The 25,105-nt window shown below is 42.2% G+C and carries 27 protein-coding genes and 1 riboswitch; of the genes, 11 read left to right on the top strand and 16 right to left on the bottom strand.

Going from position 1 to position 25,105, the window contains the following annotated elements; genetic code table 11:
- Nucleotides 1-841: 841 nt before the first annotated feature.
- Nucleotides 842-2,002, bottom strand: coding sequence for an FtsW/RodA/SpoVE family cell cycle protein (locus B7E06_RS01955; protein ID WP_082232357.1), 1,161 nt, complete (start codon nucleotides 2,000-2,002; stop codon nucleotides 842-844).
- Nucleotides 2,003-2,227: 225 nt separating this feature from the next.
- On the opposite strand from B7E06_RS01955, the gene B7E06_RS01950 reads away from it, so the two are divergent.
- From B7E06_RS01950 to B7E06_RS01910, 8 genes are all read left to right on the top strand, one after another.
- A complete protein-coding gene (locus B7E06_RS01950; RefSeq protein WP_082232355.1) occupies nucleotides 2,228-3,259 on the top strand; it encodes a DUF2332 domain-containing protein in 1,032 nt (343 codons plus the stop codon).
- Nucleotides 3,260-3,515: 256 nt separating this feature from the next.
- Entirely contained in the window at nucleotides 3,516-3,749 is a 234-nt protein-coding gene (locus B7E06_RS01940) for a hypothetical protein (RefSeq protein ID WP_082232351.1), read from the top strand.
- A gap of 27 nt (nucleotides 3,750-3,776) precedes the next feature.
- Nucleotides 3,777-4,100, top strand: coding sequence for a CHY zinc finger protein (locus B7E06_RS01935; protein WP_082232349.1), 324 nt, complete (start codon nucleotides 3,777-3,779; stop codon nucleotides 4,098-4,100).
- A 334-nt stretch (nucleotides 4,101-4,434) separates the two neighbouring features.
- On the top strand, nucleotides 4,435-5,406 hold the full coding sequence (gene qoxA / locus B7E06_RS01930; protein WP_245807652.1) for a cytochrome aa3 quinol oxidase subunit II: 972 nt from the start codon (nucleotides 4,435-4,437) through the stop codon (nucleotides 5,404-5,406).
- 24 nt (nucleotides 5,407-5,430) lie between these two features.
- Nucleotides 5,431-7,371 carry a cytochrome aa3 quinol oxidase subunit I gene (qoxB, locus tag B7E06_RS01925; protein ID WP_082232347.1) on the top strand — a complete coding sequence of 647 codons (1,941 nt, stop codon included), beginning with the start codon at nucleotides 5,431-5,433 and terminating at the stop codon, nucleotides 7,369-7,371.
- Complete coding sequence (qoxC, locus tag B7E06_RS01920; RefSeq protein WP_082232345.1) at nucleotides 7,368-7,973, top strand: cytochrome aa3 quinol oxidase subunit III; 606 nt, start codon at nucleotides 7,368-7,370, stop codon at nucleotides 7,971-7,973. Before qoxB ends, qoxC begins: the two co-directional genes overlap by 4 nt.
- Nucleotides 7,974-8,357 (top strand): cytochrome aa3 quinol oxidase subunit IV, encoded by a 384-nt coding sequence (gene qoxD / locus B7E06_RS01915; RefSeq protein WP_082232343.1) that lies wholly within the window; start codon nucleotides 7,974-7,976, stop codon nucleotides 8,355-8,357.
- Between the two features lie 24 nt (nucleotides 8,358-8,381).
- The gene (locus B7E06_RS01910) at nucleotides 8,382-8,606 is read left to right on the top strand and encodes a cytochrome C oxidase subunit IV family protein (RefSeq protein ID WP_082232341.1); all 225 of its coding nucleotides are present in this window, start codon (nucleotides 8,382-8,384) and stop codon (nucleotides 8,604-8,606) included.
- An 83-nt stretch (nucleotides 8,607-8,689) separates the two neighbouring features.
- Here the strand turns inward: B7E06_RS01910 and B7E06_RS01905 are convergent, their stop codons facing one another.
- The 6 genes from B7E06_RS01905 to thiW all read right to left on the bottom strand — a co-directional run bounded on the left by B7E06_RS01905 (nucleotide 8,690) and on the right by thiW (nucleotide 12,496).
- The gene (locus B7E06_RS01905) at nucleotides 8,690-8,965 is read right to left on the bottom strand and encodes a hypothetical protein (RefSeq protein WP_082232339.1); all 276 of its coding nucleotides are present in this window, start codon (nucleotides 8,963-8,965) and stop codon (nucleotides 8,690-8,692) included.
- Between the two features lie 146 nt (nucleotides 8,966-9,111).
- Nucleotides 9,112-9,729 (bottom strand): thiamine phosphate synthase, encoded by a 618-nt coding sequence (gene thiE, locus B7E06_RS01900; RefSeq protein WP_082232337.1) that lies wholly within the window; start codon nucleotides 9,727-9,729, stop codon nucleotides 9,112-9,114.
- A 1-nt stretch (nucleotide 9,730) separates the two neighbouring features.
- Entirely contained in the window at nucleotides 9,731-10,501 is a 771-nt protein-coding gene (thiM, locus tag B7E06_RS01895) for a hydroxyethylthiazole kinase (RefSeq protein ID WP_082232335.1), read from the bottom strand.
- Complete coding sequence (thiD, locus tag B7E06_RS01890) at nucleotides 10,491-11,300, bottom strand: bifunctional hydroxymethylpyrimidine kinase/phosphomethylpyrimidine kinase (protein WP_082232333.1); 810 nt, start codon at nucleotides 11,298-11,300, stop codon at nucleotides 10,491-10,493. The genes thiM and thiD overlap by 11 nt, the downstream gene beginning before the upstream one ends.
- Entirely contained in the window at nucleotides 11,297-11,986 is a 690-nt protein-coding gene (tenA, locus tag B7E06_RS01885) for a thiaminase II (RefSeq protein WP_082232331.1), read from the bottom strand. The genes thiD and tenA overlap by 4 nt, the downstream gene beginning before the upstream one ends.
- 15 nt (nucleotides 11,987-12,001) lie before the next feature.
- Nucleotides 12,002-12,496 (bottom strand): energy coupling factor transporter S component ThiW, encoded by a 495-nt coding sequence (thiW, locus tag B7E06_RS01880; protein WP_082232329.1) that lies wholly within the window; start codon nucleotides 12,494-12,496, stop codon nucleotides 12,002-12,004.
- Between the two features lie 97 nt (nucleotides 12,497-12,593).
- A riboswitch (TPP riboswitch) is annotated at nucleotides 12,594-12,701 on the bottom strand.
- 141 nt (nucleotides 12,702-12,842) lie between these two features.
- Between thiW and B7E06_RS01875 the strand changes: the two genes are divergently transcribed.
- Entirely contained in the window at nucleotides 12,843-13,346 is a 504-nt protein-coding gene (locus tag B7E06_RS01875; protein WP_082232327.1) for a DUF3221 domain-containing protein, read from the top strand.
- 62 nt (nucleotides 13,347-13,408) lie between these two features.
- On the opposite strand, the gene B7E06_RS01870 is transcribed toward B7E06_RS01875, so the two are convergent.
- From B7E06_RS01870 to ku, 5 genes are all read right to left on the bottom strand, one after another.
- Nucleotides 13,409-15,097, bottom strand: coding sequence for a PucR family transcriptional regulator (locus tag B7E06_RS01870; protein ID WP_082232325.1), 1,689 nt, complete (start codon nucleotides 15,095-15,097; stop codon nucleotides 13,409-13,411).
- Nucleotides 15,098-15,122: 25 nt separating this feature from the next.
- Nucleotides 15,123-16,076 (bottom strand): threonine/serine dehydratase, encoded by a 954-nt coding sequence (locus tag B7E06_RS01865; RefSeq protein WP_082232323.1) that lies wholly within the window; start codon nucleotides 16,074-16,076, stop codon nucleotides 15,123-15,125.
- 80 nt (nucleotides 16,077-16,156) lie between these two features.
- Nucleotides 16,157-16,744, bottom strand: coding sequence for a Fic/DOC family protein (locus tag B7E06_RS01860; protein ID WP_082232321.1), 588 nt, complete (start codon nucleotides 16,742-16,744; stop codon nucleotides 16,157-16,159).
- Nucleotides 16,737-16,916, bottom strand: a complete 180-nt coding sequence (locus tag B7E06_RS01855; RefSeq protein ID WP_082232319.1) for a hypothetical protein — start codon at nucleotides 16,914-16,916, stop codon at nucleotides 16,737-16,739. Before B7E06_RS01855 ends, B7E06_RS01860 begins: the two co-directional genes overlap by 8 nt.
- 99 nt (nucleotides 16,917-17,015) lie before the next feature.
- Nucleotides 17,016-17,861, bottom strand: a complete 846-nt coding sequence (gene ku / locus B7E06_RS01850) for a non-homologous end joining protein Ku (protein ID WP_082232317.1) — start codon at nucleotides 17,859-17,861, stop codon at nucleotides 17,016-17,018.
- A 103-nt stretch (nucleotides 17,862-17,964) separates the two neighbouring features.
- Here ku and ligD point away from each other — a divergent pair, with 103 nt between their 5' ends.
- Nucleotides 17,965-19,734, top strand: a complete 1,770-nt coding sequence (gene ligD / locus B7E06_RS01845) for a DNA ligase D (protein ID WP_082232315.1) — start codon at nucleotides 17,965-17,967, stop codon at nucleotides 19,732-19,734.
- A 43-nt stretch (nucleotides 19,735-19,777) separates the two neighbouring features.
- Here ligD and B7E06_RS01840 read toward each other — a convergent pair whose 3' ends face one another.
- The 3 genes from B7E06_RS01840 to B7E06_RS01830 form a co-directional block, all read right to left on the bottom strand.
- A complete protein-coding gene (locus B7E06_RS01840) occupies nucleotides 19,778-21,331 on the bottom strand; it encodes a fatty acid--CoA ligase (RefSeq protein ID WP_082232313.1) in 1,554 nt (517 codons plus the stop codon).
- A 35-nt stretch (nucleotides 21,332-21,366) separates the two neighbouring features.
- Nucleotides 21,367-22,521: a thiolase family protein gene (locus B7E06_RS01835; protein ID WP_082232311.1), complete on the bottom strand. Its 1,155-nt coding sequence runs from the start codon at nucleotides 22,519-22,521 to the stop codon at nucleotides 21,367-21,369.
- A 467-nt stretch (nucleotides 22,522-22,988) separates the two neighbouring features.
- On the bottom strand, nucleotides 22,989-23,738 hold the full coding sequence (locus B7E06_RS01830; protein ID WP_082232309.1) for a Cof-type HAD-IIB family hydrolase: 750 nt from the start codon (nucleotides 23,736-23,738) through the stop codon (nucleotides 22,989-22,991).
- 156 nt (nucleotides 23,739-23,894) lie between these two features.
- Here B7E06_RS01830 and B7E06_RS01825 point away from each other — a divergent pair, with 156 nt between their 5' ends.
- Nucleotides 23,895-24,278: a DUF302 domain-containing protein gene (locus B7E06_RS01825; protein WP_082232307.1), complete on the top strand. Its 384-nt coding sequence runs from the start codon at nucleotides 23,895-23,897 to the stop codon at nucleotides 24,276-24,278.
- 44 nt (nucleotides 24,279-24,322) lie between these two features.
- Here B7E06_RS01825 and B7E06_RS01820 read toward each other — a convergent pair whose 3' ends face one another.
- A complete protein-coding gene (locus B7E06_RS01820) occupies nucleotides 24,323-25,045 on the bottom strand; it encodes a DUF421 domain-containing protein (protein WP_143414433.1) in 723 nt (240 codons plus the stop codon).
- Nucleotides 25,046-25,105: the final 60 nt, after the last annotated feature.

The following is a 25,105-nucleotide window of genomic DNA, read 5'->3' as shown; positions in this document are numbered from 1 at the left end:
TATGAAGTTTTTCTTTTGCTTTTTATACAAAAATGCTTTTTCAAAACCCTGGACTAACCTTCGACATTTATCAGCTCTGTTTGACGGTAAAAATAAGGATGCCGAGAAAAATCTCGACATCCTTTTGGTTTATTTTTGTCTTATTTTTTTTGATTGGAAGAAGCAAATTCATAGGAATGCATGTATTTTTAATGTCAGAAAAAGTGCTTTTCTGGTTACCGAGAGTAGAAAAAAGCGGCTGGGAAATGACTCGCTTTCCGCGGGGAGCCAATGAGCTAGCTCGGTGCACTCACGGATCTCATTATCTCCCTGCAGGAGCCTAGTAATTTTCACTATTTTATACACATATTTGAGGAGGGTAAAGACGGTTCCATTTACTGTGAAAGAGAAAAGCGGCTGGGAAATAGCTCGCTTTCCGCGGGGAGCCGGTGAGCTAGCTCGTTGCACTCGCGGATCTCACCACGGCTCTATCTCCCTGCAGGAGTCTCGCCATTTCCCATCCACTTTACCGTTGATGGTGTAAACGGAACACTATTTTTGGAAGAAGATCCTATACCTTAGTCCTCTTGCATTATGGTTCCGTTACTCTAAGAAAACATAAAGGGCCGGGGGAAACGGCGAGACTCCTATGGGAGGAAGAACAGGGTGAGATCCCGGAAGGCTTTAGCCTGAGGAAGCTCACCGTTCGCCCATGGAAAGCGAGTCTTTCCCCAGGCCCGGTTCTCTATGCCATGTTAAACGGAACAGTCTACCCTTTTAAGTGAGAATCAAGTATTCCAAGCTTTTTCACAAAATAAAAAGCCCGCGAAAAATGCGGGCTGAATAAAGAATATATTCCGGTTTAATTTTCTCCAAACATAAAAGTCCGGTGATGGAACGATATCGTAAAGGCAAGGCCGGCCGCTATTAAAAAGGCCAGCACCGAGCTTCCCCCATAGCTGATATACGGTAGTGGAATTCCCGTAATCGGAAGCAGCTGAATGGACATCCCTATATTTTGAAACACGTGGAAGGACACCATACAGATAAGCCCGACCATAACATAACTGCTGAACTTATGATTGGCTCTTGAGGCAATAGTAGTCAATCTGTAAATAAACAGGAAAAAGGCCAGTAGAACGACACAGCTCCCTAAAAATCCATACTCTTCACCAATGATGCTGAAAATAAAATCCGTTTGAGCTTCCGGAAGATAAACTTCTCTCTCTCCGAAACCTTTTCCATACATCTGCCCTGATCCAATGGCTCTCATCGCTCTAATAAGCTGAAAGCCTTCAGACGAGCTGTACTGTTGAGGGTTCAGCCAGGCATATATTCGACCGAGCTGATACGGCTTTACTCCTAAGTATTGATCGAGAAGCTGCGGAAATTGAATCGCCATCCAAATGACGGTTGTGCCTACAGCTCCGATTCCGCCAAATATCGGCAAAATCACACGCCATCTCACTCCGGAAATAACGATCATTCCCGACATGATGGCTATAAACACAAGGGCGGTCCCCAAATCAGGCTGCTGCATAATAAGCAACAGAGGCAGCGCGGTTACACCGACAATTTTCCCGAGCAGCATTAAATCGTTTCTTAAATCCTTTACTCGTGATTTCTCATTGTGTTCCGTTACGACATTTGCCAGAAGTAAAATAGTAGCGACTTTCATAAACTCTGATGGCTGAATACTTCCCAAACCAGGGAAAATAAACCAGCTTTTTTGCCCCTTGACTATAGGCGCTATAGAAGCAGGAGCAATCATTAATACCAAAAGGACGACGAGACCAGCAATAAAGAGAGGCCAGCTTATTTTTTTGTAAAAATCAGGTTCAAAATAAAGCATACCTGCTATAACTGTAAAACCCGCAATATACCAAACAATCTGCTTGACCATAAAGTTATCATTATATTGAGGACTTTGCTGAGCGCTATATAAAGCTAAGCAGCTTATTGCTAAAAATAAACACATCGTAAAAAAAAGCTTCCAATCGAAGCGTTCTTCGAAATTCGTCATATTTCCTTCCCCCTTTCTCAGGGACTCACGCCTTTCATTTCATTATGTCTTTGTACCAAAGAGAAGAAGGAACAACCAGCCTTTTACTATCTTTGATTCATAAAACATTTTACCATATAGGAAGGAAAGTGGAAGATTTTTTATATGTAAGAACCGCTCCCTATTTTAAATGGCCATGTTACCATATAAAGGTACATATTTCCATCTGGAAGGAGACTCTTTTGTATGAAACCACTCCAGTTGTCCCCCTTATACAAACGCTTTTCCAAGGAAGCCCAAAAAGGATCAAGTGTATTGTATAGTTTTTTATCGGAAAAGATCGCGGAAGATGAGGAAATTCTGGAACTTGCGGCTGCTGCTAACAAAGATCAGCCCAATCCTAATCTGCTTCTCGGTAGTGTCCATTATCTTCTTCTTCAAGGAAACAACCATCCTCTCCGTAAATATTTCCCAAGCCTTACTTTACATCCTCTAAGAAAAGAGGAGGCTTTCCTTGAATTTAGAGATTTCTGCCGCCTTAATGCCAGTGAAATACGAAAACTTTTAAAAAGCAAGCTTGTTCAAACAAACGAAGTGGGCCGATGCAGTTATCTCTATCCTTGCTTTTCTTATGTACATGAACAGTTCAATAAGCCGCTAGCTCTTATTGAAATTGGGACGAGTGCTGGCTTGCAGTTATTATGGGATCATTACCGCTATTGTTATGATGGCATTATAACCAGCGGTACTCCTAATGCTAGTGTGACAATTGAAGCTGAGATTAAAAGTGGGACATTTCCTGTGCTGCCAGTCCTGCCACCGCCGGTTTCTCACAGATTTGGAATTGACCTTCACGTTAACGATTTGAAAAATGAGGAAGATTTAGCATGGCTGAAAGCTTTAATTTGGCCGGAACACCATGAAAGAAGAGAACAATTTTTAAAAGCAGCGCAGATCGTTCAGCAAAACCAACTGCAGTTGATTGAAGGAAACGGTGTGGACTTGCTTCCGGAAATTATCGAACAGATACCCGATGATTCTATCGTTTGTGTGTTTCACACGCATGTAGCCAATCAGATTGTAAATGAAGTAAAATATCAGCTTGAAGAAACGCTCAAACAGATCGGACAATCAAGAAACATCGTACATTTATATAATAATATGTGGGATGAAAAACTTCATTTAGATATGATTATAAATGGAGAAACTAAGGAACTCGTTATTGGAGAAACCGATGGTCATGGCCGGTGGTTTACATGGGAATTTCTAAGGAAATGAAACGATTTCTCTTCTTATTCGTATAAGGAATATCAAACGTTTTAAAGAAAGGAGCCTGTAGGGTGAATCGTTCTCAGTGGCTTCTCTATTTTGGTTTACTCATTTTTGGTATTTTCGGTGGACAGTTCGTCATACGTCTCATGAGAGATGGCGATTTTTTTATCGCTGAGTTTATCATAGGCTTTATAGGCCTAATTTTATTAATTATTTCATTATGTACTAAAAAAACTTACCATCATGGAAAGGAAGATTTCGAGTGAAGGGGTTTCTAGTATTTATCACTAGTTTCATTATATTATTTTTTATTTTCCAGACGGTCGCTGGAATATTGTTAACATTTTCATATGAACCTCCCCTATCTGAACCAGCTGTACACACAGCGGTCACCTCTTTTGGAAACGTGAATTATCTTCCATTTGTTGTTTCCTTGATGTCTGCCGTAATCGCGTACGCTATCGTCCACTTAAGACGCAAACCCCAAATCGCCTAAAATTCAGCCGTTAAAGGAGGCCGTCGTATGGAACGCCATCGAGTTCTCGGCGTAAAAGTTGATGAGAAAACCCGCTGCGCTCACTACCATACAGATATTGATATTATTGCTATTAAATTTTATTGCTGCCAAACCTATTATTCATGTTACTACTGTCACGAAGAAGCAGCTGATCACCCTCCACAGAAATGGCCAAAAGAACATTTCAATACGAAAGCTATACTGTGTGGAAACTGTCAGAATGAATTAACGATTGAGCAATATATGAATACCCCCCGCTGCCCCAGCTGCCGCCACCCATTTAATGAAAAATGCAGCTTACATTATCCGCTGTATTTTTCCATGGAGTAAGGCTGTCGATAACCGCTCGGCAGTCTTACTTATTCCCTGTTGTATCCCTCCCGCCCCTCCATTTTTCTACAGTTTTTAACTCTTTTTTCCTCATTTGTTATAAAAACCACTTTAAATTTGAATAATTTGTGTCTAAAATTCATCAGAATCGTGATCTTTCTTTGACATTTTTGTTAACAAACTCTAAAATTCGACCGATTCTGCTATACTATTTTCAGCGCTTAATAATATTATTGAATTTATTTCATAATCTTTCAGCTCTTCCTTCAAGGGCTTTTATTTATGAAATGGATTCCAACGATAACATCTATTGTGTAAAGGAGTGTGTCAACACGTGAATATAAAAAGATGGCTGGCTTTTCTGCCGCTTGGTCTTGTCATTTTTCTCAGTGGCTGTAGCGAAATGATGGTTCTTGATCCTAAAGGACCTGTAGCTGAAAGCCAGAGAGATTTGATTATGTACTCAATCTATTTCATGTTATTCATCGTAGTTGTAGTATTTGCCTTATTTGCCTATTTGGTATTTAAGTATCGTGACCGTCCGGGCCGCGGTGATAAAGACTATGATCCCAACCAGCACGGTAATACCAAGTTAGAAGTTGTATGGACGATTATTCCTTTTATTATCGTCATTGCTTTATCTATTCCTACGGTTACTCTTCTATATGATCTGGAAGAACCGACAGTTTCTACTACTAATGAAGAGCCGCTTGTAATTTATGCGACGGCAGCAGACTGGAAATGGTTTTTCAGTTATCCGGAAGAAGGTATTGAAACCGTTGATTACTTACACATCCCAACCGATCGGCCGATTGAGTTCCGCCTCTCCTCAGCTGATTCAATGGCCGCCCTATGGATTCCTCAACTAGGAGGAATGAAATATAATATGGCCGGTATGGAAAATAAACTCTATCTTCAAGCAGATGAAGAAGGAGTATATGATGGGCGAAACTCTAACTTTAATGGTGAAGGCTTTGCAAAACAAACCTTTGAAGTTTACGCAGAAAGCTCCGAGGACTACGAGAGCTGGGTAGGGCAAGTGCAGAATGAGGCGCCCGAGCTCACGGAAGACCAATATATCGCTATGCTTGAACCTGGCCTTATGGAAGATACAGCAGAATTTTCAACGACTCACCTTGAATTTGTAGATCATGGAACTAACGAAGGCCGTGATTATGCGATTAATCAGCACCTTGATGCTTACAGTGAGCTGATGCACTTGGCAAATGACAACGAATACGTCGGATTTCATCCTGAAGAAGACAAGCTGGATAACGACGATGAAGACAAAGACAGTGATCATTAATACTGAAAGAGAGTTGGTGACATCATGAAACTCGATGAGTTTTTTGTTACAGGCGAACCGCTCATATACGGTGGGATGGTTTCCATCGTGCTCGTTAGTTCCGCCATCATCTTCATCCTTACTTATTTTAAAAAGTGGGGCTGGCTATGGCGAGAGTGGTTAACGACTGTTGATCATAAAAAAATTGGAATTATGTATATCTTAAGTGCTTTAGTCATGTTGTTTAGAGGCGGCGCTGACGCCCTAATGATGAGAACACAATTAGCCTTTCCTAATATGAACTTTTTAAATGCACAACACTATGATGAAATCTTTACGACCCATGGAACAGTAATGATCATTTTTATGGCAATGCCGTTCCTCATTGGATTAATGAACGTAGTTGTACCGCTTCAAATTGGAGCCCGGGACGTGGCGTTTCCATTCTTAAACGCCATGAGTTTCTGGTCCTTCCTGTTTGGTGCTCTTTTGTTTAATATTTCCTTCGTTATCGGGGGATCACCTGATGCAGGCTGGACAAGCTACACTCCTTTAGCGGGGGCAGCGATGAGTCCTGGTCCAGGCCAGAACTTCTACCTGATGGGCTTGCAATTATCAGGGATTGGTACATTGGCTACCGGTATTAACTTTATGGTAACCATCCTTAAGATGCGTGCACCAGGAATGAAATTGTTCCAAATGCCGATTTTCACGTGGTCTACTTTGGTCACATCCTTTATTATTGTTTTCGCGTTCCCGATCTTAACAGTAGCTTTAGCTCTTATGACGATCGACCGTATTTTCGGTGCACAGTTCTTTACGCTTACGGGTGAAGGAATGCCGATGATGTGGGCGAACCTGTTCTGGATGTGGGGACACCCAGAGGTTTATATCGTAATTCTGCCGGCTTTTGGTATTTTCTCTGAAATTATTGCAACATTTGCGAGAAAACGCCTGTTTGGATACAAAGCGATGGTTTGGTCTATGATTTTAATTGCTGGATTAAGCTTTCTCGTTTGGGTACACCACTTCTTCACAATGGGAGCTGGAGCATTCGTTAACTCTGTATTCTCTGTTTCCACTATGTTAATTGCTGTACCGACAGGGGTTAAAATATTCAACTGGCTTGGAACCTTATATAAATCGAAAATTAAGATGTCAGTCGCCATGATGTGGTCTCTGGCGTTTATCCCGAGTTTTGTTATGGGTGGTGTCACCGGGGTTATGCTCGGTATGGCAGCCGCCGATTATCAGTTCCATAACACGTATTTCCTAGTAGCACACTTCCACTACGTGTTAATTGCAGGTACCGTATTTGCCTGCTTCGCAGGTCTTGTGTACTGGTATCCTAAGATGTTTGGTCACCAGCTTAATGAAAGACTTGGAAAATGGAGCTTCTGGTGGTTTGTTATCGGCTTCCATGTATGCTTCTTCCCTCAGTATTTCGTTGGTCTTGACGGAATGCCGCGACGGGTATTCTCAATTATTCCAGAATGGATGCCGCTCAACGTTATTTCAACCGTAGGTGCTTTCGGAATGGGTGTTGGTTTTGCGATCTTCGTATTTAGCATCTATTACAGTTACCGAAACAGCCCGCGCGAAACAACTGGCGATCCATGGGATGCGCGGACTTTGGAATGGGCAACACCTACTCCGGTTCCATTCTATAACTTTGCGACTGTCCCTCATGTAAATGATCATGACGCCTTCCTTGAAATGAAGAAAAAAGGCGTTACGACATTTGAAGAGGACCAGCTTGAACCGATTCATATGCCAAGTAATTCTGGAAAGCCGATCATTATGATGGCATTTGCCGGCTTCGCCAGCTTTGCCCTTATTTTTGAATGGATTCCACTAGCCATTGCCGGCTTAATTGCAGTGGTTGTCTGTATGGGGATCAGGTCCTTTGATTATGATGACGGTTTTTATGTACAAGTTGATGAAATTAAGCGGACAGAACGCTCAGCAAGGGGGTTACGTAAATGAGTGGCCACGAACTTAAATCAGGACCATTAGAATATCGAACTCTAGAAGGACGAATGGGAATTCTCGGCTTCTGGATCTTCCTTGGAGCCGAAGTTGTCCTGTTTTCCACCTTGTTTGCCACGTATGCTGTACTGTTCGGACGTACGGCTGATGCACCGGTACCTGCTGAGCTGTTTGAACCAGGAATTGTACTAGTTATGACATTCCTCCTTCTCATCAGTAGTTTCACGTGTGGCATTGCCATAAGCGAAATGCGAAGAGGAAACCTAAAAGGCCTTATCATCTGGCTTTCCATTACGCTGGCTTTAGGACTGGGATTCCTTGGCTTTGAGATCTTTGAATTCGTTCACTATGTACACGAAGGGGCTTCATTACCGTCCAGTGCTTACTGGTCTGCCTTCTTCGTCCTTGCAGGAACTCACGGGCTGCACGTTACTTTAGGGATTGGCTGGGCCATTCTCCTGATGATTCAATTAAAACAGCGGGGAATTACACCAGTAACAAGCCGTAAAACATTCATTGTAAGCTTATACTGGCACTTCCTTGATGTCATTTGGATTTTCATATTTACAGGCGTGTACTTGATTGGGATGGTGTTATAAATGGCAAATCAATCTAAACGCGTACCGACACAGCACATTATCGGCTTTCTAGCATCAATTGGTTTAACGTTTCTTGCCGTATGGGCAGTGTTGGGTTCAGATATGCCGACAACATGGATCGTTATTTCCATTATGGTATTGGCTGTTCTTCAGGCTTGTATACAGCTGTTCATGTTTATGCACATCACAGAAAAAGCAAGCGGCGGCGGCCATGTCCCATGGAATATGATGTTTCACGGATTCGTACTGGCAGCCATAGTAGTAGCAGGCTCCCTATTCACGATGTCCTTTGGATTTACACATAACCATGACGATAATGGCGGACACAACGATTCTGACAGTGAACAGCACCAGATGGACCAGGAAGAGCATGAAGGCCACTAAAACGAATCAGGCGGTGAGGAACTAATGGAAAAAAATAAAGATATCTATCCACACCAGGAGATGAACTTATTACCCTGGAAGCATGTATTAGGCTTTACGCTATGTATTATACTGACAGCCTCAGCTCTCTGGGGAGCTTTCTATACCAGTTATTCACCAAAATTCGTTCTTGTTCTTCTGGCAGGCGTTGCTTTTGTTCAGGCTGTTCTTCAGCTTTATCATGTACAAGTAAAGCGGACAGTTAGTTAAATAAAAACCCCTTTTCCATTTTAGGAAAAGGGGTTTTTATTTATATCGGTAGAAGAGGAAGTCCCTCCCCTTGAGATTAAATATTACTCACCTACTATTTTGCTGAAAGGCGCTGGTGTTTTTACAAGGTAAATCACATACATAATATAGGCCACTTCTGCCGCAAACAAGCTCAAGTAGAAGAATACCCAGAGATATGAGAAGGCTCCAGGAGCAATATTAAATGTCGCTTCAAGAAAGTACAGCCACATCCCCACAAGCAGGACGCTCTGAACAATAGCCAGTGTAAGCTTATTCATCTGGATTAATAAAAATGGTGTAATTGTGGCGAGAAGCATGAACATAAAAGTGATTCCCACAGCAATCATCTCCTTACGTAAATGTTTTATGAAACCGCATTCATATTATTATATTTAATTGTAACAAATTATTCCTATTATTGTCACACATTTTTCACAAAATATTATTGATTTTTTAAATGGACTGCATAAAAAAAGCTGTCTCTCTATAATTGAGAGACAGCTTTTTTTATATCAGGAGCCATTGTGACGGCTGTAATAAAGGATACACCTTCCGCTCCGGCTCTAATCACATCTTTAGCATTGTCTTGTGTAATCCCCCCGATTCCAACGAGTGGCACATTAGGATAAAGACTTTTAACGCGCTGGATCCATTCAACGCCTACAGCTTCTTTAGCATCTACTTTTGTAGACGTTTGATAGACCGGACCGGCTCCAAGGTAATCGATGACATCGACAGGGCTTCTCTTAAGCTCTTCTTCATTAGAAATGGAAAGACCGATAATTTTATCGGGATAAAGCCTTCTAAGCTCTTCGGCAGGCTGGTCATCCTGTCCAACATGAATGCCGTCTGCTTCTAAGGGTTCCACTAATTCCATGTCATCATTTACAATAAATAAAATATCATGGTTTCGACAAAGCTCACGGAGCCTTTGACCAAGCTCTAATTTTTTATGACCCGATAAAGATCCAGGTCCTTTTTCTCGAAATTGAAAAGCAGTAATTCCTCCGTCAATCGCATCCTGTAAAATTTCCTCAGGAGGCCGTTCACAATTTTGAGAACCCATAATTAAATATTTTCTTAACTGGTCTGTAAGACACATCCTACGCTTCCTCCACTTTTGTTAAGTCCATAGAAAGGGCGTCAATAAACCTTGCCGCAAACGTTCCAGGACCATTTACATTACGGTGGCGGGCCGCCTTCTCAGCAGCAAGACCATAAAAACGGACAGCCGCATGAGCTTGGTCTAAAGGAGAACCGGATGTGGAAAGACAAGCGGCTAAAATAGAACCGAGCAGGCACCCGGAACCTGTAATTCTGCCAAGCCATTCATGGCCTGTCTCATTACGAATCACTTCGCTGCCATCACTGATAACATCGGTTTTCCCTGTAATAAGCGCAAGCGTATCGAACTGTTCGGATACTTTTTTTGCAACTTCTTCTTCATTTCCTTCACCGACTGAATCGACACCTTTCGTTTCCACAGAGACACCGATGATATGTGCCATTTCACCCAGATTTCCTTTAATAGCTGCCGGCTTCACTTCATTGATAATTCTTTTAAAAGCTTCTGTTCTAAACTCGGAAGCTCCTACTCCGACAGGATCAATTACGACAGGAATTCCTTTTTCATTGGCTGCCTTACCTGCCAGAATCATCGCTTGAAGATGCTGTTCTGTTAAAGTGCCAATGTTGATCAAAACCCCATCCGATAAGCGGGCAATATCAGCGGCATCCTCTACAGCCATTGCCATAATCGGTGACCCTCCAAAGGCGAGAAGACCATTGGCACTGAAATTCATGACAACCTGATTGGTTAAATTATGAATCAGCGGCTTGTTTTCCCGGACTTCGTTAACCAGCTTAATTGTCATCTTTTACTCCCTCCCTGCTTGCAAAATGGTTGGTTGGACCGTTTCCTTTTCCAAGATTAAATGAATAGCGTATCGCTTCCGTTACAAACTGTTTTGATTTTTCAACAGCCAGTGGAAGCGGCACCCCCTGACCTAGATAAGCTGTAATAGCTGCACTGTAGGTACACCCTGTTCCATGGGTGTTTTTTGTCTCAATCCGTTCACTTGAGAAGGTATGCATATTAGACCCGTCAAATAAATAGTCCACGGCTTCCCCTTCTAAGTGTCCTCCTTTGACTAAAGCAGCACCTGCCTGGAATCTTTTACAAATCTCTTCTGCTGCAAATTTCATATCTTCTGTGTTTTTTATTTTCACACACAGTAAAAATTCTGCTTCTGGTATATTGGGTGTTACTAATGAAGTAAGAGGAAGCAGGTGTTCTTTCAACAGGCTTCTTGCCTCTTCATCGATAAGAGAATCACCGCTTGTGGCTACCATAACAGGATCCATTACATAAGGAGCTGACGTTTGTGGAATCCAATCAGCGATGACTTTCATCATTTCATTGGTGGCGATCATTCCTGTTTTAAATCCATCTATCGCAATATCATCAGAAACAGCTTTAAGTTGGCTTTTTATAAAATCTGCAGGCAGGTGATGGACATCCTTAACACCTGTTGTATTCTGCGAAACGACAGAAGTTATAACACTCATTCCATAGCTTTGAAGTTCCTGAAACGTTTTTAAATCAGCCTGAATGCCGGCCCCTCCACTTGGATCCGTTCCTGCAATAGTTAATGCTGTAGATACGCGTTTCATCGAATGTTCACCTCTTTACCTTCCGGCCATTCTTCACAAGTGAAAGCCATGTCCCAGAATTTCCACTCAAGCTGGCAGCTTTTACGAAATGCTTCTTTCATCCGTTCACGATCAGTTTCTGAAGCTTGTTCGGCCAGTTCATCGAGGCGTCTGCACATATTTTCAGATAATGTTTCAAATTCTAAGTCTGCGTAAAATTTAATCCATGGGTAAAATTTATGCTCTTTAGAGGGTTGGTACTTTTCCATGAGATGCTGCCCTATTTCAAGGTAAGTCCACGGACAGGGCAGGACAGCTGCAATAAGTTCTCCTAAGCTGCCGTTTAAAGCGTGATGCTCCATATGCTTTACATAATGGTCAGCTGTCGGCGGGAGCGGATATCCGTGAAGCTCGTCATATCCCACGCCTATTACTTTGCAAAAATTTTGATGAGGATGTGTTTCACTATCCAATGTGAAAGAAATCTGTTCATTAAAGTATTCAATGTCTTTACGATCTGCCGACTTAGAAATTCCAATGCCGTAGATACGCATAAAAGCATTCAAATATTCATAATCGGCTTTAATGTAATGGGAAATGGACTCATCAGGTACTTCTCCTTTACCAATTCCATCAACAAACGGGTGCTGAAAAATCGCTTCGAATATATCATTGTTTTCCCTTCTGAGATCTTCTGTAAAACTCATACAATTCTCCTCCTTTTAGTGTGAAAGCTGTGGAATTTTTGCCGTTTTCAATATTTTTAATGTGACGAACCACCCAAGCAGTGATCCGCTGATGCTGCTGATTAGAAACGATGGAACAAAAGCAAAGGCACCTGCAGGACTTCCCATTAATACTTGTGCAAAAGGGACAGCAAACAGGGCACCTATCACTCCTGAACCGATAACTTCCCCTACAGGTGCGGCTCCTTTCCGTTTTAGCCACTTGTAAAAACATCCGGCAAGCAAGGCTCCCACCATGCCTCCTGGAAAAGCAAGCAGTGTTCCCAGGCCCAGCAGGTTTCTCAGTAAACCAATCGTAAACGCTATGCTGACAGCGGGGATCGGTCCTAAGGTGATGGCAGCCATAACGTTTACCGCATGCTGTACCGGATAAGCTTTGGCGATCCCTGCCGGAAACCATATCAACTGAGCACTAAATGTGCCTATCGCCACGAATACAGCCATCGTCGTTAATAAACGAGTGCGGCTCATTTACATCCTCCCTTCTCTATAAGGGGGTAAGAATTCTAAAGGAGAAAGCAGAAAAAGCCAGCTTCTCTAGAGGAGCTGGCTTATGTATAAGTAATAGACAGTTACGTCACTACTTCCCTCCGCTGGTATTAACCAGATCAGGTGCATAAGAGTCGGAAAGAATTGCTTTCCTCTCAGCCCAAGTTGGGCCCCCCTAGTAGTTTAAAAAATATTCAATTGGATGGTAATATCTTATCAAAGGTTCTTTGATTTGTCATGAAATAAGGTGTAACATTTTGTGAAAGAGCTTTAAAATGGGTGTAAAGTCTAAATTGTTTCACCAGATTTTTATAAAGGAGTCTGCACAATGAAAAAATGGGGATTACTATTGCTCTTACTTATTGTTGGGTGCAGCAGTCAGGAAGGAACAGAAGAGCCTGCAGATAAACAGCCGGATAACGACACCTTTTCTGGATATGTTATGGATCAGCAGGAAAACAGTATCCTCGTTGTAGATAAAATTGAAAATAACGGGGGCTCACCGATTTGGATTACAGGGGTCGAAAAGGACATGTGGCTTGGTAAATTTGTCGAAGTCACTATAGACGGCCCTGTTGCCGAATCTTATCCAATGCAGGCAGAAGCCGGGGAAGTCAGTGTCCAGGAACCTGAAGATACAGAAGGTGCCGACTTAAATGAAAATCAGGCTCTTGCCAGTGCCTTGTCTGAGGTAGACCGCGGCAATGCCCTTGCTGTTGAAAGTATGACTTATGATAAAGATCAGGACCAATGGGTGATCAAAATGCGCTCCACCGTTACGGAAAGCGGAACAGAGAAAGTCATGGTTCCCGATCGAAATTTCGAAGGCTAAGAGCTTAAAAGGGGCTATCCTTACAGTCTTTCAAAGACTACAGGACATCCCCTATCTTTGCTCTAATTTTCCACTTTCTTCAGCATCCAAAGTCTTACACTAAGCTCAAGCAGAAACATATCATCCGCATTTAAAAGCGAGAGCCCTGTCAGCTGTTCGATGTTACGCAGCCTGTGGAGCAGCGATTGACGGTGCAGGTTTAACGCACGCGCTGTCTGGCTGACATTGCTGTTGTATTTGTTATAAACAATAAACGTATGAATCAAATCGGTTTGCCGTTTCTGGTCATATTCAATTAGCTTATGAAGCGTATTTTTAACAATTTCTTCAATTTCCTTCTCATGACTTAAAGCCATAAGCAGCCGATTCATACGCGTGTCGCTGAAAAACGTTCGTTCACCCAGCTCATGTTGCTGACGGCCGATGTTAAATGCAGTAACTGCTTCATTATAGCTTTTGTTAAAAGTATAAATTCCGTCTTTATTCATCGATATTCCCCAGGAAATATTAAGACCCGCCAACAATTCATTCAATCGCCGCTCCACTAAATCAAGAAATTGATTAGCAGTTTCAACATAGGAGCTGCTGTTATCAGCTTCTAAAAAGACGATGACCTCTCCATCTTCAAAAGTCGCCATTGTTCTTCTTTTCAGCACATCTCCCGCATGTGCTACTTCTTTTTGAATATAGTAGTTACGGCTGTGCATAGAGGAAGACAAAACGGAATGCTCCGATCCTTTAATTAAATCATCGGCTGCTTTTGAAAAGCGAATCTCACCGACAAGGCAAATATAAGGCTTGCTTAAGTCATATCCAAGCAGCTGCGCTTTCGACTGAAGCTGTTTATCCATCTCAATATCTTTTTTAGCTAAATCAAGCAGAAAATTGTCTTTAAGACGAATTTCCGTCATTTCAATCGCATTTTCTTTTACAAAATACAAAGCACAGGCCGTAAGAGCATGTTCTAAAATATTTAAATTAGACCATGTCAGCTCACCCGTTGTTTCTGGTTTAAAAAGCAGGTATCCCTGCTTTTTATAATTGGATAAAATCGTCAGCTGATAGCAGCGGTCTTCTCCGATTTGAAACTCTTCGATATAGTGATAGAGTGGATGATCTTTAAAAGGTGTTTCTTCTGAAGGCAGAAGTTTATACTCACCTTCCGCATCTCCGTTCAACACATCAATCATATGTCGTTTAAAATAATAATTAGCTCGGACAATTTTATTATGATCGCTGATCGCGACAGGAATATTAGTATTCTCATAAACGATTTTCATAATTTCCTGAAGACCTTTTCCATTCAGTACACAGTTGATGAGCTCCTGCCTGATTTGTTCTGCCTGCTTTTGCTCCAGTTGTTTCTTCTCATTAATTTCTGATAATACATCATGAAGCACATCCCCAAAGCGGACTTCCCATGGCAGTTCCAGTACTATAAACTGCTGCTCCTCAGCAGCTTTCAATACTCTGTCCGGAATCTTAAAAAGGTGGCGGCCTGTGGCAAATGCCAAAGCTGAAGCCCCCGAATCAATGACATCTTTCACGTAATCTTCAAGCGCCTCAGGGTCATCACTGCATCCTATGCCTGTACTTAATACGAATTCATTTTTTCTCACAAAATTCTCGACTGGCGTTTCAATAACGGATATCCATTCTATTTCTCTTTCGCTAAGCAGATGATTTCCTGATAAAATCTTTGCCGGCGCCATTACAGGCAGCTGTAAAACCTCTCTTACTTGCATTCCCATGTTACTGCCCCCCCACCGATTGAATTTATAACAAATCGCAAATGGCCTGATGATCGACATTATTGCCGCTGATCAAGATGACAATATGTCTGCCTCTTTGATCATCTTGGTTAAGCGCATGGCTCACCCCGACGGCTGCAGCTCCTTCTACGATCATTTTATGATATTCCATCATAAAAACCATTCCTTTTTTTATTAATTCTTCCGATACAAGAACACTTTCATCGATATAATCCCTCGTTAAGGTGAACGTATAATCATTATTCGGACCTAGGCCCCCAAGCAGGCTGTCGGCTAATGTAGCGGACTCTTTCATCACTACTGGAGCTCCCTGCTTTAAGCTTTCATTCATGACCGCAGACCCTTCCATAGATACACCCTGGATTATAATTTCAGGTACCATCTCTTTGAGTGTATAAGCAATTCCGGACAACAGTCCTCCACCTGATAACGGAATAATCACTTCCTCTACTTCCGGGCATTGTTCCATTATTTCAAGTCCAATGGTCCCCTGCCCTGAAATAACATAAGGATCATCAAACGGTTTTATAACAGTTACCCCTTCTTTTCTTTCAAGTTCATAGCACTCGGCTTCCGCATCATCTTGATTCTCTCCAACAATGACCACCTCGGCCCCAAGTCTCTTCAGCCTGTTTACTTTCTCCTTCGGCACTCGATTTGATATAAAAACGACAGCTCTTATCCCAAGCTGTTTAGCAACATAGGATACGGCTATTCCGTGGTTACCGGTAGAGAAGGTTGCTACTCCTTTTGCTTTTTCTTCATCAGAAAGCGAGAGAATCTTGTTAGCTGCACCTCTTAGTTTAAAAGCGCCTGTCGGCTGATAGTTTTCCAGCTTGAGGTGGATATGATTTCCAGTTTTCAACGAAAGAGCCTCCGAATATATAAGCGGTGTCCGTTCAATGATTGGATCAATCCGTTTCTTAGCCTTCCATATCTCGCGTAGTGTAATCGACATAATATGAACCTCCTCAGTTCTGATTATTCTGATAAAAACATATAAAAAAAGAAGACCGCACGATAAAGTACGACCTCTTCTTATTTACGGCTTAACGATCGGTGTATAACGCTCTCAAGCCTGTTTGGAACAGAATCAACGCTTGCTTCAAATACTTCTTCACGCGGTACAGCAGACCAGTCCAGTGAGAATCCCGCTTCTAAAGCAAGACAGCGGGCAAATTCCCTTAAGCTTCTTCCATTCCCCTCGCGAAATGGATGCAGCACGTTAATCTCTGCCATGTAATATGCTAATCGACCGGCCAGCTTTTCACGGTTCATATGCTCCCAGTCTTCCTCAAGCAGTTCAGAAAAAATGGGGTCTGCAGCTTCCCTGATAAATTGGGCCTGGGCGAAAGAAAAACCGCCCTTCGTTATATTTTCAGTTCGAAGCTCCCCGGCAAATGGATACAAGCCTTTAAATAAGCATTCATGTATCCGCTGTAAATGCCGGAGATCGAACTCCCCTTCCACCGGTTTTTCCTGCAGTTCGGACAGCCGCTGGGCTGAAAGTATGTTTTCCATACTCTGGAGCTGACGATCATCTTTTATATCATAATTATTGATAAGAATGGATGTTCCTTCATAGCAATATCGTGATTTGCCGCTTCCATACCTGGACTCAGGCATGACGGGCTAATTCCAATGCTCGCTTTAAAAACTCCTTTTCAGTGATCGAGCCTGTTAAGCGTTTCTTTACAAGGCTTTCTTCCTTTTTCGTCAACTGAAGACCTTCAATAGCCATAGAAGCTTTAGCAGAATGGATTAAGCTTTCAGCCTGCTCGTTTGTACGAAACCTCATCAAAACAACCCTCCGACCAAATTAGTCTATTATTATTATACTACAAATTCGCGGTTTTAGACAGGGTTATTGTTCGACAAATGGCTTCATAATAGGGATTTAAGACGTTTTTTTCTTGCTGGTCGTTTTCTTTTTGGCGGCTGTCTTTTTCTTCGGTGCCACTTTTTTCGATTCTTTCGTTTCTTCCAATGATCTTTCTAAAGCTTCCATCAAGTTTGTTACATTTGCTGGCTGAGGTTTTGTCTTGGCAGTTGTAACCTTTTCATTGTTTCGCTTCGCTTCAATTAGCTCTAATAAAGCTTCACGGTATTCATCCGTATACTTTTCAGGTTTAAATTCCTCTGTAAGCTGGTCAATCAGTGAGATAGCCGTACTGATTTCTTTTTTACTTAAGTCTGTTTCTTCAGGTACATTAGGTACGTCTGAAGCATTCCTTACCTCATCCGGAAAATGAATGGTTTCCATAATGAGCGTATTATCATACACACGAAGAATCGCCAGCTGTTCTTTCGAGCGGATAATAATTTTAGCTACACCAATTTTACCTGTATCCTTTAAAGCCTGCCTTAACAATCCGTAAGCTTTTGTGCCGCCTTCATTCGGGGATAAGTAATAACTGCGGTCGAAATAGATGGGATCAATTTCTTCAAGCTTTACAAAATCTAATATTTCAACCGATTTATCCTCCTGCTCCCGCTTTAGGTTCTCTAAATCTTCTGGATCCAGGACGACAAATTTATTTTTCGTATATTCATATGCTTTCACAATTTCTTCATTCGCCACTTCTTTTTCACACACCGGGCATCTTTTTTTGTATTCAATCGGGGACTTACATTCATCATGCAGCTGTCTCAGCTTCACGTCTTTATTGTCTGTGGCTGCATGCAGTTTCACTGGAATATTTACAAGACCAAAGCTGATCGTTCCTTTCCACATTGTATGCATATTCGACACTCCTTTTTGGTTAGGATGTGCCTTCTTCTATTTTTTATGACTAATTCAGGCATGTATGCGTCAAACTAACCGTACAAAAAGAAGGTGAGTAGAAATGTTTAACCGCCCCATGCTGCCTACCCTGTCAGATAATGCTCCGAAATCTAAGGAATGGAGTTATGAAATTAAATACGATGGCTTTCGCGTCCTTCTGGAGTGGACAAAGAAAGGCATTACGCTGACGAGTCGAAACGGGAAGGATTTGACGGCTCAGTTCCCTGAGATCACCAATCCTGATTACATGGAACCTCCTGCAGATCTCCCGCTCATTCTTGATGGAGAGCTCGTCATCTTAAACAATCCATTTCAAGCCAATTTCGAACACCTCCAAATCCGTGGACGTACGAAAAGAAAGGATAAAGTAGATAGACTTGCATTGAAACGTCCGGCAACATTTATGGCGTTTGATGTTCTTTATTATCAGGATGATCGCACTGGCACACCTTACATCGACAGAAAAAAACTATTAAAAAAAGTGATCAACTCAGTAAACCATTCTCATATCCAAGAAGTACAAGCTTTTAAGAATTGGACAGAAATATATGAAACAGCTTTTGAGCACTTAAGTGAAGGCATTGTCGTTAAAAAAAATAATAGCAGCTACACTTACAACAAAAGGTCGAAACATTGGTTGAAAATTAAACTGTGGCGAACAGTTTCAGGGTTTTTGTCAGAATATTACCCGGGAAATAATTATTTTACTGTCGAAATATTTGCTGAGGATAAACAAGTTCCTTTAGGGAGATTTAAAAATGGTCTTTCTAATGAACAGGGAGAAACGCTAAGGACATTTTTTAAAGAGAAAGGGGAAAACTGGCGCTTATCCCCCAGTATAGTAGTGGATATTCACTGTCTTGGTGTTGAAGACAGCGAATTCAGGGAGCCGCTGTTCAGTAATTTTCGGTTCGATTTAAAGCCTGGTGAATGTACAGTAGATAAACTAAAGTGGGATCTTGCTCTCCTTCCTGAAAATGTTGAGTTTACGAACGAAGATAAACCGTTATGGCCTGGTGGTATCCGGAAAAGAGATTACTTAGTTTATTTGAGGCACGTGTTCCCTTACATGAAGCCTTTTCTTAAAGAGAAAAAGCTGACCGTGATCCGCTATCCTCACGGTATAGGGGATGAGTCTTTTTTCCAAAAGCATTTGCCTGAATATGCTCCTGATTATGTGAAAGGATGGAAGCAGAGCGATGGAGAAACAGCCCTGAGAGCAGATGAGCTCTCCCCGCTTCTATGGCTTGGAAATCAGGGGGCGTTAGAGCTTCACCTGCCTTTTCAGCGGGCGGAAGCCGAGCACCCGGATGAAATTGTCTTCGATTTGGATCCGCCTGACCGCTCAGCTTTTCCCCTTGCTGTCCTGGCCGCTCAGCTGCTCAAATACCTCCTCGATAAACTAGAGGTCCACAGCTTTGTTAAAACATCAGGAGGAAAGGGACTGCAGATTCATATCCCTATTACGGAAGGCAGTTTGACTTATCAAGAAACAAGACAGTTTACCGAGAAGCTTACCTCTCTTTTAGTTAAAGAAAAACCAGATTTCTTTACGACTGAACGATTAAAAAAGAACCGTGGGAATCGTTTATATATCGATTATATTCAACACGCAGAAGGCAAGACGATCATCGCTCCCTATTCAGCCAGAGCAACAAATGAAGCTAGTGTAGCCACACCGCTTTTCTGGAGTGAATTAACTGACCACCTCTCACCCTCTGATTTTACGATTCAAAATGTGATCGAAAGGATTTGGGACAGAGGCTGTCCTTTTGAAAGTTATGACCTATGCCGGGAGCTGCAGCCGTATGAAACGATGAAAGAACTTTAGTCTTTTAAAAAATAAAAAAGGACGCCGGGGCGTCCTTTTTCACTTATGGAGTTCGGCTCTTTAATTTTTCTCTCAGCTTAAACTTCTGAAGCTTTCCGCTGGCGTTTCGCGGCAGTTCATCGACGAACTCATAACGTCTCGGTCGTTTATAACGGGCAAGACGGCTGCTCGACGTACAGAATCTTTCTAACTCCTCCATCGACAGCTCCCCTTTTTTCACAATATAAGCGACGACCCGCTCTCCCCACATTTCATCAGGTTCTCCGATAACGGCAGCATCGACGACATCAGGATGATCAAACAAAACATCCTCCACTTCACGAGAATAGATGTTTTCACCGCCCGATATGATCATATCCTTCACGCGGTCACTGACCCATAGATAACCTTCCTTATCGTAAGAGCCTATATCACCGGAGTGGTACCAACCCTTATACATTGCTTCTTCTGTAGCCTCAGGCCGTTTGTAGTAGCCGTTCATCGTACTCGGGCCGCGAACGACAATTTCCCCAAGCTCTCCCGGCAGGCAGATATCGTCAGGATCAGCCGGCCCCCCTTCTCTCGTTCGAACTACACGAACTTCATGATTTAATATCGGGCGGCCCGCAGACCCTGCTTTTGTTATTTGTTCATCTTCCATAAGAGCGGTAATCGCAGGCCCCATTTCTGTCATCCCATAAGCCTGTAGAAGCTGAACCCCTAAAGCATCATGCAGCCTTGTCGTTAAGGCAGGAGCCATTGGGGCACCTCCGTATAATCCCTGCCTCAATGTTTGAAAGTCAGCCGGATCGAACTCTTCCTGCAGCACCATATTCCACATGGTAGGCGCTGCAAATAATGTGGTGATTTGTTCCTCTTTTACCGTCTCGATCATTTGTGCGGCATCAAAGTGATGGAGAATAACACTTGTGGCTCCTATCAGCACCCTCGGGAAGAACGCACAGTGAAGCTCAGCACAATGAAACATTGGGGCGACGGATAATCCTCTGTCATGAGGAGTAAGCCTGAGGGTAGCCGTAAGTATTAAGGCTTGGTCTATCATGTCTCTGTGGGTATGGAGAACCCCTTTAGGAGCCCCTGTCGTACCTGAAGTATACATAATAGCATAAAGGTCATCCTCTTCTACTAAACAGTCCGGGCGTCTCACCAGCTTGTCTCTCGTCCTGTCATAGTAATTTTCTGCGTAAGAAAGATCATTTTCATCAATACACCAGAAACTTGTGTCCGGCATGGCTTCGGCGGTTTCTTTTACAGAGGCTGATGTAGCTTTTTCAAAAAAGACGACTTTCGGTTCAGCATCTCTTAATATATAATCAATTTCCTGAGAAGTGAGCCTGAAATTAATCGGATTAAAGACAGCTCCTATTTTCATACAAGCAAACAAAACTGTAACAAATTCTGCCGTGTTAAATAAAACGGTGGATACACGATCACCTTTATCAACTCCATCGCTAAGGAGAGCGTTAGCGAGTTTATTCACTTCTTCATCCCACTGCTTATAAGTCCACCTTGTTCCTAAACGTAAATCTACGAGAGCTTCCTTTTCTGGATACTTGGATACCGTTTGTTCAAACATACTTTTTAAAGTTGGCCCCATTGTTTCCCCTCCGATTTCATTTAGTCGTCTTTTAACTAGCCGCTTATCCGTTCAATAACCATGGCATTCGCCATACCTAATCCTTCACAAATGGCTAAAAGCCCATACCGGCTTTGTGATCGTTCAAGCTCATGAACTAATGTGGTCAGAAGCTTCGTACCTGTGGCACCTAGAGGATGTCCAAGGGCAATTGCTCCGCCATTCACATTTAATCTGCCTGCATCGGCCCCTGTTTCTTTCAACCAATACAGCGGCACAGAAGCAAACGCTTCATTCACTTCAAATAAATCAATATCACTCAGCTGCAGTCCAGCTTTCTTTAAAACTTTCTGAGTAGCAGGCACAGGTCCTGTCAGCATAAGTGTCGGATCTGAACCGACAACAGAACGCGCGATAATCCTGCAGCGCGCCTTAAAGCCAAGCTCTTCCGCTTTTGTTCGCGACATTAACAGCACAGCAGAAGCCCCGTCACTGATCTGACTTGCATTTCCTGCAGTAATTTTTCCATGCTCCTCAAAGGCTGGTGCTAAGTCAGCCAGCGTCTCCACAGACGTCCCCCTTCTCGGTCCTTCATCTTCCTTCATCATGAGAGGCAATCCCTGTCTGTCCTGTGTTTCAATCGGGAGAATCTCCCGTTCGAATCGCTCTTCTTTCATCGCGCTAAACGCTTTTTCATGACTTCTTACTGCAAACGCGTCAAGCTCTTCTCGGGGAAAGCCTGCCTGATCGGCAATTCTTTCTGCTGATAATCCCTGATTAATCATTTCGAATTGATCTGTAAGCTTTGCGCTGTAGTTCACACCTTTCATATTAGAAAACATAGGCACCCGGGACATGCTTTCCACCCCGCCAGCTACAACTATATCCATATCCCCACAGGCAATAGCCTGAGAAGCAAATTGGACGGCCTGAAGACTGGAGCCGCACTGACGGTCAATGGTTACTCCCGGCACTTCTATAGGAAAACCTGCGATTAACGCAGAAATTCGTGCTACATCTCCTCCCTGTTCCCCAACCTGGGATACACATCCTGCAATAACATCATCTATTTCCTTTGCATCTAAGTTCACACGGTCAACAACTTCTCGAAAAACTCTGCCCAGCAGCTCGTCCGGCCTTATCTCACTAAGAAGACCTTTTCTTTTTCCCACTGGTGTACGGACTGCTTCTACGATGACAACTTCATTCACCAGATACTCACACTCCCTCTGTTTATTCGTTTTATCTTACTTTTATAAATTAAAAAACCTCTCTCTATATAGTTCTTGCTATAATCCCTTTTTCCTGCCAATAAAGAAAGCGTTTTCTTTGCAGATTTAGAATGAATCTGCAATTTGGTACAGGTAGTGAGGAGATAGTAGCGAAACGGTCCCCGTTATTTAAGAATCAATCGATGATATTTAAGAATTACCGATAGGTATTGAAGAAAAAGAGCAGGTGCCGTTTTCTGATTTACAGATAGACGGGCCGGAGGGAAAGACTTGTTTAGTTCGAGCTGGCATCATGGCTCCCTGCTTAAAAGCAAGTAATTACAAAGCAGCTTTTTACACGCACAAGGGAAAAATAAAAAAGCACAGGATCGGCCTGTGCTTTTTAAATAGGAGGAGACTTTAGGTAGGGTGTTATTATTTTATGAGTATCCCCGCTTATTTATAACTTATTGCTGAGCAGTTAATAATCGTTCAATCGCTTCGGCTACACCATCTTCATCGTTAGCCGAAGTAACCCAGGCTGCTTCTTTTTTTACATCTTCCTGAGCATTGCCCATAGCGACTCCTAAGCCTGCTTCGCGAATCATCGCCAAGTCATTTAAGCTGTCTCCGACGGCCATTACGTTTTCCATCTTAATATTAAGACGTTCGCATACCTTCAATAAGGCGGCCGCTTTATTAACTCCCGCTGGGTTAACTTCGATATTTGTAGGGCTTGAGTTTGTAACCTCTAATTGATCATTGGCATTTAACTCATCAAGAATAACCTGCCGTACTTCATCATCTTCAATATCAAAACCAAATTTAAGCCACTGATATTCATTAACTTCTTTTTCAAAAGGGCTGTCCGAGTTAAACTGCCCTTCTACTGTAGAAGACCAGAAGTGTACATTGTGCTGTTCTCTGAGTTCCCAAAGGCGGTCAACAAGCTTAGGCTCCAGAAGTGTCTGATCCACAAGCTCGAACTTCTCATTGTAAATTTCACCGCCATTGATTGTTACTATATAAGATGAGCGTCCCAGCGACTCAGCAATCTCCCGGCATCTGTCTAAGGAACGGCCCGTACTGATCACTACATGAATTCCCCGGTCTTTTGCTTTTTGAATAGCTTCTTTTGTTGCTTCACTGACAATGTCGTCTGAATTAAGAAGTGTTCCATCCATATCTAATGCGATTAATTTAATCTCTGATTCCATCTTCGTGTCACGTCCTTCTTTAATGCTCCCCTTATTCTAATACAAATAAGCTAAATGATACAGTTATACAGACTAAGTTTTTCAGGTTATTTACGATTAATTATATACATATACGGGTATATTTTTATAGAAGTAATAACTTTAGGAGGCGATTAAATGTTTGATTATACTGTAGAGACTTCAAAAAATATGAATGATGCCGTAGACAGTCTGACACAAGAATTAAAGGATAAACAATTCGGGGTATTATGGACATTTGATATTAAAGATAAACTTCAGGAAAAAGGACTGGATTTCAATAAGGAATACAAAGTGCTTGAAGTGTGTAACCCGAAGGAAGCCCAGAAAGTATTAACCGAGAATCAAATGGCGGGCTACTTCCTCCCATGTAAAATGGTAGTATATGAAGACGGCGGGAAGACGAAAATCGGCATGCCAAGACCTACCTCTTTAATCAGCATGGTAAATGACGAAAAGCTTGAAACCATTGCACAGGATATTGAAGAGCGGCTAATAGATTGTATGGATAAAGCTGTTTAATAATAATAAAGGGCCAAGGAGTAATATTCGATTACTTCTTGGCTTTAATGGTCTATAGGAGGAATTTGCGACGATTTTCCATCTCTTTGTGAATATAAAAATGTACCTCCAGGGGTAAGTGCGGCGTAAAAGATATCCTGAAAATTTGTAATATTATCTTTTGCTAATTGCTGACGCAGCCAGTTTTCATCTCTGCCCATTCGGTTCAGTAAATCTACCTGTACATAACCATCCAATATGACAGGAATATCATATTCTCCTTGCACTGGCCGGAGACCAAATTCTTCTTTAGTCACCCACTCTTTCCCTGTTTTCAATTTAGCCGATATACGTCCATTCGCTTCTACAACCGCTATTTCGACATCCTTTACTGTGAAAATATTTTTTTCTCGAAGCAATTGAATAATGTTATCGATAGAAAACTTTACTTTTTTCATATTTTTATCAACAAAACGACCATTATATATAACAACTGTCGGCTGAAAAGTAATCATTCTTCCAAATCGGGGGGAATTTAATTTCAAATAGGTGATCAACCGATGGAGAATCGCGATAGCTATCATAGCAATTACCGTATGAATATGATTAATTTTTGGATCAGCTATATCTGCTCCAACAACGGAACCAAGCACTAGTACAACAAGAAAATCAAACACAGGGAGTTCACCCATTGACCTTTTCCCCATGTATAAGCCGATCGCAAGGAGCAGCGGAAGTATTGTAGCAATTCTTCCTAATACCTTCACACTTTCTAATAGAATATCCATCGTACAATCCTCCTTCTCTTTTATCGTAACCAAAAAGTTTATTTTTAACTGTTGACATTA

Source organism: Halobacillus massiliensis, from assembly GCF_900166625.1.
Classification (GTDB): domain Bacteria; phylum Bacillota; class Bacilli; order Bacillales; family Halobacillaceae; genus Halobacillus_A; species Halobacillus_A massiliensis.
Note: the sequence above shows the minus strand (reverse complement) of the source record. Positions and strands in the feature narration are given on the sequence as shown.